Origin of the sequence: Allofournierella sp., assembly GCF_017889395.1 — a bacterium.
Taxonomy (GTDB): Bacteria; Bacillota; Clostridia; order Oscillospirales; family Ruminococcaceae; genus Allofournierella.
This window is the reverse complement of the sequence record NZ_JAGHKE010000011.1, coordinates 1-14,211: the sequence shown is the minus strand read 5'-3', so window position 1 is coordinate 14,211 and position 14,211 is coordinate 1. Positions and strand designations below refer to the sequence as shown.

12 protein-coding genes are annotated in these 14,211 nt (G+C 62.4%); all 12 read left to right on the top strand.

What is annotated here, in order from left to right:
• The first annotated feature begins 8 nt into the window (after nucleotides 1-8).
• Nucleotides 9-455 carry a MarR family transcriptional regulator gene (locus J7G73_RS02325; protein WP_291245077.1) on the top strand — a complete coding sequence of 149 codons (447 nt, stop codon included), beginning with the start codon at nucleotides 9-11 and terminating at the stop codon, nucleotides 453-455.
• Nucleotides 448-1,830, top strand: a complete 1,383-nt coding sequence (locus tag J7G73_RS02320) for an MATE family efflux transporter (RefSeq protein WP_291245076.1) — start codon at nucleotides 448-450, stop codon at nucleotides 1,828-1,830. Before J7G73_RS02325 ends, J7G73_RS02320 begins: the two co-directional genes overlap by 8 nt.
• 273 nt (nucleotides 1,831-2,103) lie before the next feature.
• Entirely contained in the window at nucleotides 2,104-3,276 is a 1,173-nt protein-coding gene (locus J7G73_RS02315) for a dihydroorotase family protein (RefSeq protein WP_291245075.1), read from the top strand.
• A gap of 118 nt (nucleotides 3,277-3,394) precedes the next feature.
• Entirely contained in the window at nucleotides 3,395-4,261 is an 867-nt protein-coding gene (gene pyrF / locus J7G73_RS02310) for an orotidine-5'-phosphate decarboxylase (RefSeq protein ID WP_291245074.1), read from the top strand.
• Nucleotides 4,242-5,009, top strand: a complete 768-nt coding sequence (locus J7G73_RS02305) for a dihydroorotate dehydrogenase electron transfer subunit (protein ID WP_291245073.1) — start codon at nucleotides 4,242-4,244, stop codon at nucleotides 5,007-5,009. The genes pyrF and J7G73_RS02305 overlap by 20 nt, the downstream gene beginning before the upstream one ends.
• Entirely contained in the window at nucleotides 5,006-5,917 is a 912-nt protein-coding gene (locus tag J7G73_RS02300; protein ID WP_291245072.1) for a dihydroorotate dehydrogenase, read from the top strand. The genes J7G73_RS02305 and J7G73_RS02300 overlap by 4 nt, the downstream gene beginning before the upstream one ends.
• Nucleotides 5,918-6,007: 90 nt before the next feature.
• A complete protein-coding gene (pyrE, locus tag J7G73_RS02295) occupies nucleotides 6,008-6,601 on the top strand; it encodes an orotate phosphoribosyltransferase (protein WP_087295583.1) in 594 nt (197 codons plus the stop codon).
• A gap of 105 nt (nucleotides 6,602-6,706) precedes the next feature.
• Nucleotides 6,707-7,798 (top strand): carbamoyl phosphate synthase small subunit, encoded by a 1,092-nt coding sequence (locus J7G73_RS02290; RefSeq protein WP_291245071.1) that lies wholly within the window; start codon nucleotides 6,707-6,709, stop codon nucleotides 7,796-7,798.
• A gap of 3 nt (nucleotides 7,799-7,801) precedes the next feature.
• Nucleotides 7,802-11,008 carry a carbamoyl-phosphate synthase large subunit gene (carB, locus tag J7G73_RS02285; RefSeq protein ID WP_291245070.1) on the top strand — a complete coding sequence of 1,069 codons (3,207 nt, stop codon included), beginning with the start codon at nucleotides 7,802-7,804 and terminating at the stop codon, nucleotides 11,006-11,008.
• A 155-nt stretch (nucleotides 11,009-11,163) separates the two neighbouring features.
• On the top strand, nucleotides 11,164-11,862 hold the full coding sequence (locus tag J7G73_RS02280) for a hypothetical protein (RefSeq protein WP_291245069.1): 699 nt from the start codon (nucleotides 11,164-11,166) through the stop codon (nucleotides 11,860-11,862).
• Nucleotides 11,855-12,340 (top strand): hypothetical protein, encoded by a 486-nt coding sequence (locus tag J7G73_RS02275; protein WP_291245068.1) that lies wholly within the window; start codon nucleotides 11,855-11,857, stop codon nucleotides 12,338-12,340. The genes J7G73_RS02280 and J7G73_RS02275 overlap by 8 nt, the downstream gene beginning before the upstream one ends.
• A gap of 105 nt (nucleotides 12,341-12,445) precedes the next feature.
• The coding region (ftsH, locus tag J7G73_RS02270) for an ATP-dependent zinc metalloprotease FtsH (protein WP_291245067.1) at nucleotides 12,446-14,211 on the top strand (1,766 nt) is incomplete at its 3' end.

Sequence of the window (14,211 nt, the reverse complement as noted above, 5' to 3'; positions counted from 1 at the left end):
GAGAGGCTGTGAACAACCACATGGAGCTGGTGAACGGTCTGCGGGTGATCACCCGCTTTTATGATGCCCAGCGCCGGGCGGTCTGCCGCAAAGTAGGCATTTCTCAGATGGAATTTGACATTCTGGTTTTTCTGCACAATAACCCCGGCCGGGATACCGCCCGGGACATCGTGGCTCTGCGGAGGCTGCCCAAGAGCAATGTGTCCCAGGCGGTGGAGGTGCTGATGGGCAAGGGCCTTCTGGAGCGCAGACAGGATTCCGAGGACCGGCGGCGGGTGCATCTGAGCCTGACCGAGGCGGCGGAACAGCTGCTGCCCCAGCTGCTGGAAGCGCAGCAGACCTTCTGGGAACAGGCCTTCCGGAACTTTTCTCCCCGGGACGCTGAGTGCTTTGCCGCCCTGTACGGGCGGATCGTGAAGAATCTTTCGGAAAAGGGAGGCAACGGGAATGAATGAGGATAAAAGCCAGCTGGGGACTCAGCCGGTGGGCCGGCTGCTGGTGAAGATGGCGGCCCCGGCGGTGGTGGCCCAGCTGATCAACATGCTGTACAATCTGGTGGACCGCATCTACATCGGGCACATCCCCGGCGAGGGAGCTTACGCCCTCACCGGTATGGGCGTTTGCATGCCAGTGATCATGATCGTTTCCGCCTTTGCCATGCTGGCGGGCGCGGGCGGTGCGCCCCGGGCCTCCATCGCCATGGGCCGGGGTGACAACGAATCCGCCGAGCAGGCTCTGGGCAACTGCTTCTGCCTGCTGCTGATCGTGTCGGCAGTACTCACCGGGGTGCTGCTGGTATTCAACCGGCCGATTCTGATGGCCTTCGGCGCCACCGAAAACACCATCGGATATGCCACCGCCTATATGGACATCTACGCGCTGGGCACCGTGTTCGTGCAGCTCACGCTGGGCATGAACTCCTTCATCATTGCCCAGGGCTTTTCCAAAACGGGTATGCTGTCGGTGCTGATCGGCGCGGTGTGCAACATCGTGCTGGACCCCCTCTTCATCTTCGGCTTCTCCATGGGCGTGCGGGGCGCGGCTCTGGCCACCGTGCTGAGCCAGGCGGTGAGCTGTGCGTGGGTAGTGAGCTTTTTGCTGGGCAAGCGCACCATCTGGCGCATCCGGCCCCGGAACATGATCCTGCGCCCGGCGGTGATCCTGCCCTGTGTGGCGCTGGGTCTGGCCACCTTTATCATGCAGGCCAGCGAGAGCGTGATCTCGGTGTGCTTCAACACCTCGCTGCGGGAATACGGCGGCGACCTGGCGGTGGGCGCCATGACCATCCTCACCAGTGTGATGCAGTTCGCGCTGCTGCCGCTGCAGGGGCTGGGTCAGGGTGCGCAGCCCATCGTGAGCTTCAACTACGGCGCGGGCAATGCCTCCCGGGTGAAGAAGGCCTACTTCCTTCTGCTGCGCACCAGTCTGACCTACTCGGTGGTGCTGTGGGCGTTTCTGATGCTGTTCCCCCAGACCTTTGCCGGAGTATTTACTTCGGATCAGCAGCTCATCGCCTTTGCCGTCCCGGCCATCCGCTGCTACTGCGCGGTGCTGCTGGTGTTCGGCGCGCAGATCGCCTGCCAGATGACCTTCACCTCGCTGGGCTATGCCAAGGCCTCCATCGCGGTGGCGGTGACCCGCAAGTTTGTGCTGCTGGTGCCGCTGATCTATCTGATGCCTCGGATTTTCCCGGCGGACAAGACCATGGCGGTCTATATGGCCGAGCCGGTGGCGGACGCGCTGGCTGTGACCTTCACGGTGATCTTGTTCAGCGTCCAGTTCCGCAAGGCGCTGCGCCAGATCGGCACGCCCGGGGAACAGGCGAAATGAAGGCAAGGGCGGCTTCTTTTGAGAGGCCGCCCTTTTCGCTCGGCAGAATATGACAATTGTCTTGACAAGCCGTGCGAACTGTGGTAAAATCAGACGATTTAAATTGTGCCGGCGGCAAGGAGGCGGAACCATGAGCAAGATGATCGGCAAGCAGTTTGCATTTGTTCTGGCTTCGGTATTCTTCTTGCTGGCGCAAGGGGTCTTTGTTTGACTTTTCCTTTTTTGGGAAGAGTCATTTTTTTTAAGCTTTTTTCGCTGAGAGGAGGCGCTTTGATGCTGATCAAAAACGCAAAACTGTCGGATGGGACCCAGGTGGATGTACTGATCCGGGACGGCAAGATCGCAGGCCTGATGCAGGATATGCCTGCCCATGGGGAAGAGGTGATCGACGCCGCCGGCCGCACCCTGTTGCCCGGTTTCATCGATCTGCACTGCCACTGGCGCACCCCGGGCTTTGAATACAAGGAGGACATCGCCACCGGCAGCGCGGCTGCGGCTGCGGGCGGCTACACCTTCGTGAACCTGATGCCCAACACCAAGCCGGTGTGCTCCAGCGCCGCGCAGGCCCACGCCGTGATGGATGAGGCCGAGCGTCTGGGCATCTGCGGGGCCAACCAGACCATCTCCATCACCGAGAACTTCGACGGCCACACCCTGGACCACCTGAAGAGCCTGCCCGAGGACCTGCGCTTCATCACCGAGGACGGCAAGGGCGTGCAGAACAATCAGGTGATGGCCAAGGCCTTCGCCATCTGCGCCCAGCGGGATCTGGTGCTGATGAGCCACGCCGAGGATATGGAGATCTCCAAATGGGATTACCGCCTGGCCGAGAACATCGAGACGGTGCGCAATCTGCACCTGAGCGAATACTACGGCACCCGGCTGCACATGTGCCATGTGAGCACCAAGGAAGCCGTGGTCGCCATCGGTGACGCGAAGCGCCGGGGCGTGCCGGTCACCTGCGAGGTGACCCCCCATCACCTGTGGTTTGCGGACACCGATTACCGGGTGAACCCGCCCATCCGCCAGGCGGAGGACGTGGAGGCCCTGGTTGAGGCCATCCGCACCGGCGTGGTGGACGCCATCGCCACCGACCACGCCCCTCACTCTGCCGAGGATAAGGCAAACGGCGCGGCGGGCATGATCGGTCTGGAGACCGCCTTCGGCGTGTGCTACACCAAGCTGTGCCGGGAGCAGGGCCTGGATCTGTACTACCTGGAGGCGCTGATGAGCCGCTTCCCGGCGGCGATCCTGGGTCTTGCAGGCAAGGGCGCCATCCAGGTGGGCATGGACGCCGACCTGACTCTGGTGGAGCTGGACACCCCCTATGTGGTGGACGCCGCCGCCATGCACTCCAAGAGCCACAACACCCCCTTCGACGGCGCAACGCTCTACGGCCGGGTGGATCTGACTATCCGGGGCGGGCGCGTGACTTACCAGCGCTGAGTCTGGCGAAAAGCGCCGCTATCCTTTATAATAGAGGAAAAGAATCCTCGCACTTGAACACGAAAACAAAAACCGGCTCTGCCGGACCAAAGATGAAGATGAAAAGGAGAGGTTCACAATGACCAATATGGACAAGCTGTACGAAGCTGTTGCTGCCCGCGGCCCGGTGTGCGTGGGACTGGACACCGATTTTTCCTATCTGCCGGAGGGCTTTGCCAAGGCTGAGCTCACTGCCGGTGAGAACATCGTTCGCTTCAACCAGGCCATTGTGGACGCCACCAAGTCTGTGGCGGGCTGCTTCAAGGTGCAGATCGCTTACTACGAGAGCCTGGGTCTGGACGGCCTGAACGCCTACAAGAAGACCCTGGACTACGTGAAAGCCACCGGCGTGCCGGTGATCGCCGACATCAAGCGCGGCGACATCGCCAAGACCGCCGAGATGTACGCCAAGGCTCACTTCGAGGGCGATTTCGAGGCCGACTTCATCACCCTGGCCCCCTACATGGGCCTGGATTCCATCAAGCCCTACATGCCCTTTGTGGAAGAGAAGGGCAAGGGCGTGTTCGTACTGGTGCGCACCTCCAACCCCGGCGCCAAGGACTTTGAGTACGAGAAGCTGGCCGACGGCCGCCACGTATACGATATGGTTGGCGACAAGCTGAACGCCATGGGCAAGAGCTGCATGGGCGAGCACGGTTACTCCAGCCTGGGCCTGGTCATCGGCGGTACCCACATCGAGGAGGCGGCTGAGATCCGCGCCCGCTATAAGGACAGCTTCTTCCTGATTCCCGGCTACGGCGCCCAGGGCGGCACCGCCGAGGACATCGCCCAGTACCTGAGCGCCGGCAACGGCGGCGTGGTGAACTCCAGCCGCGGCGTACTGCTGGCCTACAAGAAGCAGCCCGGTGTGGAATTCGCTCAGGCTGCCTACAACGAGTGCGTGAACATGAAGGAGGCCATCAAGAATGCCTGCGATCGCCTGTGATGTAAAGGTTCTGGATCACCAGTGCCTGACCGATACCATCCGCCTGATGAGCGTGAGCTGGCCCCGGCGGGATAAGGCCCCGAAAGCCGGCCAGTTCTTCATGCTGCGCTGCTGGCCCGCGGATGTGGCCCCGGTGCTGAGCCGCCCCATCAGCGTGCATTCCTATGATCCTGAGCTGGCCACCCTGGAATTTCTGTACGAGGTGCGGGGCAAGGGCACCGAAAAGCTGGCTGCTCTGAATCCCGGCGACACCCTGAGCCTGGTGGGTCCCTCCGGCAACGGCTTCAACGTGGCCGAGGCCGTGGGCAAGCGGGTGGCCCTGGTGGGCGGCGGCATCGGTACCGCCCCCCTGTACCAGCTGGCCAAGGAGCTGTGCGCCGCGGGTACCAAGGCCGACTACTTCTGCGGCTTCCGGGACGAGCCCTACGGCATGGACCGCTTCACCCAGGTGTGCGGCAAGGTCCAGCTGGCCACCGACAGCGGCCGCTTCGGTTTCCATGGCTTTGTGACCCAGCTGCTCAAGCCCGAGGAATACGACCTGGTGCTCTGCTGCGGTCCCGATCCCATGATGCGGGCGGTGGCAAAGCTCTGCGACGCTGCGGGCACCCGCTGCATCGTGAGCCTGGAGCGCAAGATGGCCTGCGGCATCGGCGCCTGCCTGGGCTGCACCTGCCACACCGAGACCGGCGGCAAGTGCGTGTGCAAGGAAGGCCCTGTATTTGATTCCAAGGAGGTGTTCGGCGCATGAGCGTATCCCTGAAGGTAAACCTGCTGGGCAAGGAAATGGCTGGCCCGGTGGTGGGTGCGTCCGGCACCTTCGGCTTCGGCGAGGAATACGCCGGCATGGTGGATCTGAAAAAGCTGGGCGGCATCAGCGGCAAGGGCATCACCCTGATCCCCAAGGCGGGCAACCAGGGCGAGCGCCTGCTGGAGACCCCCAGCGGCCTGATCAATTCCATCGGCCTGCAGAACCCCGGTGTACAGCACTTCATCGACCATGAGCTGCCGGTGATGGAGACCCTGGGCACCACCATCTGGGCCAACCTGGGCGGCGGCTGCATCGAGGACTACGAGAAGGGCGCCGAGCTGCTCAACCCCACCAGCGTGGATTTTGTGGAGCTGAACATCAGCTGCCCCAACGTGAAGCAGGGCGGCATCGCCTACGGCATCAAGGCCGACAGCGCCAAAGAGGTGGTCAGCCGGGTGCGGGCGGTCTGCAAAAAGCCCCTGATTGTCAAGCTGAGCCCCCAGGCCGAGGACATCTGCCAGATGGCCGCCGCCTGCGTGGAGGCGGGCGCGGACGCGCTGAGCCTGGTGAACACCTTCCAGGCCTGCGCCATTGATCTGGAAAAGCGCCGTCCGGTGTTCAACAATATTTTCGCGGGTCTGTCCGGCCCGGCCATCAAGCCCATCGCCCTGCGCATGGTCTACCAGGTCTGCGGCGCGGTGAACGTGCCGGTGATCGGCCTGGGCGGCATCCTGACCGGTGCCGACGCGCTGGAGTTCATCATGGCGGGCGCCACCGCCGTGCAGGTGGGCACCGCGAACTTCATGAATCCCCGCGCCTGCGAGACCATCACCGACGAGATCGCCGCCTGGATGGAAGCCCACGGGGTAGAGACTCTGGACGAGATCCGCGGCTGTGCCCACGTGTAAAATCTGGCTGATTTAAAACCAGCGGTATAAAAACTGCCGAAGGCAGAACAGTTATCAATTGTTTTCAGATAGAGTAGAGGAGAGGTTATCATGAACAACACCATCGAGATCTTGAAAGAGTGCGAAGCCTTTCTGGAGGGCCACTTCCTGCTGAGCAGCGGCCGTCACTCCAGCGCCTACTGCCAGATGGCTTTCCTGCAGCAGTACCCCGACCAGTGCGCCAAGGTAATGGCGAACGTGGCCGAGCAGCTGAAGGATATGGACATTGACCTGATCGTCGGACCCGCCATGGGCGGCATCGTGTACGCCTACGAGCTGGGCCGCCAGCTGGGCAAGCGCGCCATCTTCACCGAGCGTGTGGACAATGTGATGACCCTGAAGCGCTTCGCCATCAAGCCCGGCGAGAAGTGCATCATCGCCGAGGACGTGGTGACCACCGGTATCTCCAGCCTGGAGACCAAGCGCGTGATCGAAGAGGCCGGCGGCGAGTGCCTGGGCATCGTCTGCGTGGTGGACCGCACCAAGGCCGAAGCTCCCTCTCCCATTCCCATCCTGGCCAGCGCTGCCAAGCTGGACCTGCCCAACTACCTGCCCGAGGAGTGCCCCATCTGCAAGGAGGGCAAGCTGCCTCTGGTGCACCTGGGCAGCCGCAAGATGAAGGAGCAGGCAAAGCAGACCCTGTGATCACTTTTCTGAGCCCGACTGGGTGCTTTTTTGCCCGGCCGGGCCGGCCTTTGTCACGCAAGGGCAACCATTTTGCAACAACGCTGAAAGCGAGGGATTAGAGCCTTGAAAACATTTTTGGTTTTGGCCAACGGAACCGTGCTGGAAGGCCAGCAGTTCGGCGCTACCGGCACCCGCGTGGGTGAGGTGGTGTTCAACACCGGCATGGTGGGCTACGAAGAGACCCTGACCGACCCCAGCTATTACGGTCAGATCATCACCCAGAGCTATCCTCTGGTGGGCAACTACGGCATCAACGGCGAGGACGCGGAGTCCGGCCGCATCTGGGCCTTTGGCTATATCGTGCGCGAACTGTGCGACGCGCCCAGCAACTTCCGCTGCAAGAAGACTCTGGATCAGTACCTGAAGGAGCAGAACATCATCGGCCTGGCGGGCATCGACACCCGCAGCCTGGTGCGCCTGCTGCGTGAGAGCGGCGTTATGAACGGCGCGCTCACCACCGAGTACGCCACCGCCGAGGAGGCCCTGGCAGACGAGGCCCTGATGAAGGCCATCCGGGAGTACAACGTGACCGAGGCTGTGGCCAACGTGACCCGCACCGAGACCTGTGTGCTCAACGAGGGCGGCAAGTACCACGTGGCCCTGTTCGACTTCGGCTGCAAGAACAACATCCAGCGCAGCCTGGTCAAGCGGGACTGCAAGGTGAGCGTTGTGCCCGCCACCACCACCGCCAGCCAGCTCAAGGAGATGGGTCTGGACGGCATCATGCTCTCCAACGGCCCCGGCGACCCGGCGGAAAACGTGGAGATCATCGAGAACCTGAAAGAGATCGCCAAGCTGGGCCTGCCCATCTTCGGCATCTGCCTGGGCCATCAGCTGATGGCGCTGGCTCAGGGCGCCAAGACCGAAAAGCTGAAATACGGTCACCGCGGTGTGAACCAGCCGGTCACCGATCTGGCCCACGGCCGCACCTACATCACCAGCCAGAACCACGGCTATGCCGTGGTGGGCGACAGCCTGGACAAATCCCTGGGCGAGGTGAGCCACGTGAACGCCAACGACGGCACCGTGGAAGGCATCCGCTACAACAACATGGACTGCTTCACCGTGCAGTTCCACCCGGAAGCCTGCGGCGGCCCCAAGGATACCGACTACCTGTTTGATGAATTTGTGGACATGATGAAGGGAGGCTGCTGAGCCATGCCAAAGGATACGAGCATTAAAAAAGTTCTGGTGATCGGCTCCGGCCCCATCATCATCGGCCAGGCGGCCGAGTTTGACTACTCCGGCACCCAGGCCTGCCGTGCGCTGAAGGCCGAGGGCATCGAGGTGGTGCTGGTGAACTCCAACCCCGCCACCATCATGACCGACCCCAACATCGCCGACCGGGTATATGTGGAGCCCATGACCCCCGAGGTCATCAAGCGCATTATCCGCAAGGAAAAGCCGGACTCCATCCTGCCCAACCTGGGCGGCCAGACCGGCCTGAACATGGCCATGACCCTGGCCCGGGAAGGCTTCCTGGAGGCTGAGGGCGTGCGTCTGCTGGGCTGCAAGCCCGAGACCATCGACCGGGCCGAGGACCGTCAGCTGTTCAAGGACACCATGGAGAAGCTGGGCGAGCCCTGCATCCCCAGCAAGGTGGTGGAGAACCTGGACGACGCTCTGGCTTTTGCCAAGGAGATCGACTACCCCGTGATCGTGCGCCCCGCCTTCACCATGGGCGGCACTGGCGGCGGCATCTGTGAGGACGAGGCCCAGCTGCGTGAGATCGGCACCAACGGTCTGCGCCTGTCTCCCATCCATCAGGTGCTGATCGAGAAGTGTATCGCCGGCTGGAAAGAGATCGAGTACGAAGTGATGCGGGACGGCAAGGGCAACGTGATCACCGTCTGCAACATGGAAAACTTCGACCCCGTGGGCGTGCACACCGGCGACTCCATCGTTGTGGCTCCCAGCCAGACCCTGTCCGATAAGGAATATCAGATGCTGCGCTCCTCCGCGCTGCGCATCATCACCGAGCTGGGCATCGAGGGCGGCTGCAACTGCCAGTTCGCCCTGAAGCCGGACAGCTTCGAGTACGCGGTCATCGAGGTAAACCCCCGCGTGAGCCGCTCCTCCGCGCTGGCCTCCAAGGCCACCGGTTACCCCATCGCCAAGGTTGCCACCAAGATTGCCATCGGCTACAGCCTGGACGAGATCACCAACGACATCACCGGCCAGACCTGCGCCTGCTTCGAGCCCGCGCTGGACTACTGCGTGGTCAAGTTCCCCAAGTGGCCCTTCGATAAGTTCGTTTACGCCAAGAAGGACCTGGGCACCCAGATGATGGCCACCGGCGAGGTCATGGCCATCGGTCAGAGCTTCGAGGAGGCCCTGATGAAGGCGGTTCGCTCCATCGAGCTGGGCCTGGATACCATGGACCTGCCCGCGCTGACTGAGTGCAGCGACGAGGAGATCCGTCAGAAGCTGCATGTCTGCGACTCCGACCGCAGCTTCGTGGTGTTCGAGGCCATCAAGCGCGGCTTTGATTTCGAGGAGATCTACGCCGCCACCAAGATCGACTACTGGTTCCTGTCCAAGCTGGCCAAGCTGGCCGACACCGAGAAGCGTCTGGCCGCCGGCGAAATGAGCATGGAGCTGTACAAGCTGGCCAAGCGCCAGGGCTTCACCGACAAGGCCATCAAGCGCATCAGCGGCTGCACCGAGCTGCCCGCCCGTCTGCGCGCCGGCTTCAAGATGGTGGATACCTGCGCCGCCGAGTTCGCCGCCCGCACTCCCTACTTCTACTCCAGCTTTGACGAGGAGAACGAGGCCGCTCAGTTCATCGCCGACCATCCCACCGACAAGAAGAAGGTGCTGGTCTTCGGCTCCGGCCCCATCCGCATCGGCCAGGGCATCGAGTTCGACTACTGCAGCGTACACTGCGTATGGACCCTGAAGAAGTTCGGCTACGAGGCCGTGATCGCCAACAACAACCCCGAGACCGTTTCCACCGACTTCGACACCGGCGACCGGTTGTACTTTGACCCGCTGGACCCCGAGAGCGTGGAGAACATCCTGGAGACCGAGAAGCCCTGGGCCTGCGTGGTTCAGTTCGGCGGCCAGACCGCCATCAAGCTCACCAAGCACCTGACCGAGCTGGGCGTGAAGCTGCTGGGCACCCCGGCGGACGCCATCGACGAGGCCGAGGACCGTGAGCGCTTCGACGAGCTGCTGGAGCGCTGCGGCATTCCCCGCCCGAAGGGACACACCGTCTTCACCACCGAGCAGGCCCTGGCCGCGGGCAGCGAGCTGGGCTACCCGGTTCTGCTGCGTCCCAGCTATGTGCTGGGCGGTCAGAACATGATCATCGCCTACGGTCCGGACGACGTGACCGAGTACATGGCCATCATCGCCGAGCACACCGACATGGAGAACCCGGTTCTGGTGGACAAGTACCTGATGGGCACCGAGTGTGAGGTGGACGCCATCTGCGACGGTGAGGATTACCTGATCCCCGGCATGATGGAGCACGTGGAGCGCGCCGGCATCCATTCCGGCGACTCCATCAGCGTTTACCCGCCCCGCACCCTGTCTCCCCGCATCAAGCAGATGATGGTGGAGTACACCGGCCGCCTGGCCAAGGAGCTGAAGGTGGTGGGCCTGGTGAACATCCAGTATGTGGTGTACAACAACCAGGTCTACGTCATCGAGGTGAACCCCCGTTCCAGCCGTACCGTGCCCTACATCAGCAAGGTGACCGGCGTTCCCATGGTGGAGCTGGCCGTGCGCTGCATGCTGGGCGAGAAGCTGAAGGATATGGGCTGGGGCACCGGCATCCGTCCCGACGCTCCCTATGTGGCTGTCAAGGTGCCCGTGTTCAGCTTTGAGAAGCTGCACGGCGTGGACACCCAGCTGGGACCCGAGATGAAGAGCACCGGCGAGGTGCTGGGCATCGCCCGCACCTTCAGCGAGGCTCTGCTGAAGGGCCTAGTGGGCGCCGGCTACAAGTTCCAGAAGCCCCGCAGCGGCAGCTGCTGCCTGATCACCGTGAAGAACGCGGACAAGCTGGAGATCTTGGACACCGCTTGGCAGCTGAAGGACATGGGCTACAAGCTCTATGCCACCAGCGGTACCGCCAAGACCCTGAACAGCAACATGATTGCCTGCAACACCGTGCGCCGCATCAGCGACGAGCATCCCAACATTCTGGACCTGCTGGAAAGCGGTCTGGTGGACTACGTGATCTCCACCTCTGACCATGGCCGTGACCCGGATCTGGACAGCGTGAAGATGCGCCGCAAGGCCGTGGAGCTGAGCGTGCCCTGCCTGACCGCCATCGATACCGCCAAGGTGCTGGTGGAGACCCTGCGCAGCGGAGCCACCCTGGACGACGTGGAGCTGATCGATATTTCCACTCTGTAAGCGCGAAATCCCCGCTTTTTCAAACGCCGCCGGTTAACACCGGCGGCGTTTTCTTTATGCATTTTGCTGACAGAATCTGTTCAAACCGGTATAATAAAAGAAAACGAAAACCGGCTGCCCCGGCGGGGCATGTGCCGGAAGAGGAGGCGGGGACCATGAAGCGAAACGCACCGGAATATGATGCCTGGAACGCACAAATGCCGGAGCAGGAGCCCTGGCAGGAGCCGGACGGCTTTTCGGGTCAGCTCCCGGAGCAGAAAAGCGCAGGCACGGCAAGACTGCTGCCACTGGTGCTCTGTGTACTGCTGCTGGTGGTACTGCTGACAGAGGGGGCATTTTTCTGGCTGCGGGGCCGTCAGCTGGAATGGCGGAACGCGGTCTATGTGCCGGACGCGCAGCAGAGCATGCAGCAGGCGGATGAGAGCTTTGCCTTCGGGCCGTATCAGCGTGCCGTAAAGGTGGGCGGACAGGGCGAGGACCTGGGCCGGATCACCGGCATCGCCCAGGGGGAAAAGATCGTGCGGGCGTCGGTGAGCCTGGGCGTTCTGAACGAAGCCGCCTGGGACTGCGATGGGGCGTTCTATCTGCAATGCGGCGGGGTGTACTATCCCAGCCTGGGCAGCTACCAGCTGGAGCAGGAGCATCCGGAATGGGCCATGCGGGCACTGGAGGGCTACGAGCTGTGCGGCCCCGGCATGGAAGAGGGTTGGGTATACTTCCTGGTGCCGGAATCCGTGAGCGAGGGCACCCTCTGGCTGCACTGGCTGGAAAAGAATGAGGACTACAACACCGAAAGCGTGCAGGCGGCAGGCGTGGCCGTGCAGTTTGACCAGGAGGTGACCGGCGATGATTGAGGATACCCGGAAGGGAATGGGCCTTTGGGTGCTGGCGGGTCTGCTGGTGCTGGCCATTCTGGGAACCGGCATCTGGGGTGCCATGTACCTGAGCGCACTGAGCACCGCGCCCGGCTGGTATGCCGCCATGGACGGGGTGCAGATCGAGCCGGTGCAGCCGGAAGGAGCAGAGGAGGGGTATGAATATTACCGCCTGCGCTTCGTGCTCACCAACAACAGCGACCAGGATGTTTATGTGGCCGGATGGAATCTGGGGGTGCGCCCGGCGAAGGGCCATGAATATGCGGTGGATGTGTGGGACCCCTGGGACGAGAGCATCACGCTGGAAAAAGAGCCCTGCGTGCCGGTGGGCTGCATCGGGGATGTGGAGCTGATTCTGGAGGTAGACCCGGAGGAGCTGGAGACAAAAACCCTGCAAATTACCCTGGACCCCTACGGCGAAACACCCCTGGAACTGGGGGAAGTGGAGCTGCCCTGAATCACGCGCGAAATCTTTTAGAAACGTTCATATATTCTTCATATCGGGAATGTATCCTAGAATAGTAGACTTGAACTGATACCACTTGAAAAAGGCGGAGTGAATATGAAAACAACAGGACCCCAAAACCCCAAAAAGGCACTGATCTATTACTACGTGGCCGCGGTGTTGATCCTGCTTTTGCTCAATGCGCTGGTGTTCCCCAACATTATGCGCGGTTCGGTGACCGAGGTGAGCTACAATCGCTTCGTCACCGATCTGGAGGAGGGCAAGGTGAGCGTGGTGCAGGAGGATGCCTCCAGCGGAACCATCACCTACCAGGCACAGGACGAAAACGGCCGGGAGCGGATCTATCAGACCGCACTGGTCAATGACCCGGACCGGGTGGAGCGGCTGCTGGAAGCCAAGAACCCGGAAGGCGGTGAGGTGGAATACGGCGGTGTGATCCCCACCAAGACCTCGCCCATTATGAATCTTTTGTTCAGCGTGGTGCTGCCGGTGCTGTTGATGGTGCTGCTGGGCCAGCTGCTCATGCGCTTCATGATGAAAAAGATGGGCGGCCCCAACGCCATGAGCTTCGGCAAATCCAATGCCAAGGTGTATGTGGAGGCCCAGACCGGCAAAACCTTCGCGGACGTGGCCGGGCAGGATGAGGCCAAGGAAGCCCTGGCCGAGATCGTGGACTTCCTGCATAATCCCGGCAAGTACAACAGCATCGGCGCCACCCTGCCCAAGGGCGCGCTGCTGGTGGGCCCTCCGGGCACCGGTAAGACCCTGCTGGCCAAAGCCGTCGCCGGTGAGGCGGGCGTGCCCTTCTTCAGCATCGCCGGTTCCGAATTCGTGGAGATGTTCGTGGGCATGGGCGCGGCCCGTGTGCGCGATCTATTCAAGCAGGCGGCGGAGAAGGCCCCCTGCATCGTGTTCATCGATGAGATCGATACCATCGGCAAGAGCCGTGACAACGCGGCCGGCATCAGCGGCGGCAACGACGAGCGTGAGCAGACTTTGAACCAGCTGCTCACCGAGATGGACGGCTTCGACGGCAGCAAGGGCGTTATCATCCTGGCGGCCACCAACCGGCCTGAGACTCTGGACAAAGCCCTGCTGCGCCCCGGCCGGTTTGACCGGCGCATCCCGGTGGAGCTGCCCGACCTGGAAGGCCGCGCCGCCATCCTGAAGGTGCACGCCAAAAAGGTCATGGTGGACGAGAACGTGGACTTCATGGCCATTGCCCGGGCCACCAGCGGCGCTTCCGGTGCCGAGCTGGCCAACATGGTGAACGAGGCCGCGCTGCGGGCGGTGAAGCAGAATCGCCGCATCGTGAACCAGAGCGACCTGATGGAAGCGGTGGAAACCGTCATCGCGGGCTACCAGCGCAAGAACAAGGTGCTCAACCCCAGAGAAAAGCGGATCGTGGCTTACCACGAGATCGGCCACGCGCTGGTGGCAGCCAAGCAGACCAACAGCGCCCCGGTGGCCAAGATCACCATCGTGCCCCGCACCTCCGGCGCACTGGGCTATACCCTGCAGGTGCCCGAGGAGGAGACCAACCTGCTGAGCCGTGAGGAGGCCTTCAACAAGATCGCCACCTTCACCGGCGGCCGTGCGGCCGAGGAGCTGATCTTCGGCAGCTACACCAGCGGTGCAGCCAACGACATTGAGCAGGCCACCCGGCTGGCCCGGAACATGGTCACCCGGCTGGGCATGAGCAAGGAATTCGACATGATGGCCCTGGCCACCGTGAACAGCCAGTATCTGGGCGGCGACGCCTCGCTGGCCTGCAGTGAGGGCACCGCGGAGAAGATCGACCAGGAGGTCCTGGAGCTGATCAAATCCGCCCATGCCAAGGCCATGGAGATCCTGAAGGACAA

Excerpts from the sequence above, each read along its gene's own strand:
- J7G73_RS02320 (WP_291245076.1), top strand. The coding sequence starts at position 448 with ATGAATGAGGATAAAAGCCAGCTGGGGACTCAGCCGGTGGGCCGGCTG.
- J7G73_RS02315 (WP_291245075.1), top strand. The coding sequence starts at position 2,104 with ATGCTGATCAAAAACGCAAAACTGTCGGATGGGACCCAGGTGGATGTA.
- pyrF (WP_291245074.1), top strand. The coding sequence starts at position 3,395 with ATGACCAATATGGACAAGCTGTACGAAGCTGTTGCTGCCCGCGGCCCG.
- J7G73_RS02305 (WP_291245073.1), top strand. The coding sequence starts at position 4,242 with ATGCCTGCGATCGCCTGTGATGTAAAGGTTCTGGATCACCAGTGCCTG.
- J7G73_RS02300 (WP_291245072.1), top strand. The coding sequence starts at position 5,006 with ATGAGCGTATCCCTGAAGGTAAACCTGCTGGGCAAGGAAATGGCTGGC.
- pyrE (WP_087295583.1), top strand. The coding sequence starts at position 6,008 with ATGAACAACACCATCGAGATCTTGAAAGAGTGCGAAGCCTTTCTGGAG.
- carB (WP_291245070.1), top strand. The coding sequence starts at position 7,802 with ATGCCAAAGGATACGAGCATTAAAAAAGTTCTGGTGATCGGCTCCGGC.
- J7G73_RS02280 (WP_291245069.1), top strand. The coding sequence starts at position 11,164 with ATGAAGCGAAACGCACCGGAATATGATGCCTGGAACGCACAAATGCCG.
- J7G73_RS02275 (WP_291245068.1), top strand. The coding sequence starts at position 11,855 with ATGATTGAGGATACCCGGAAGGGAATGGGCCTTTGGGTGCTGGCGGGT.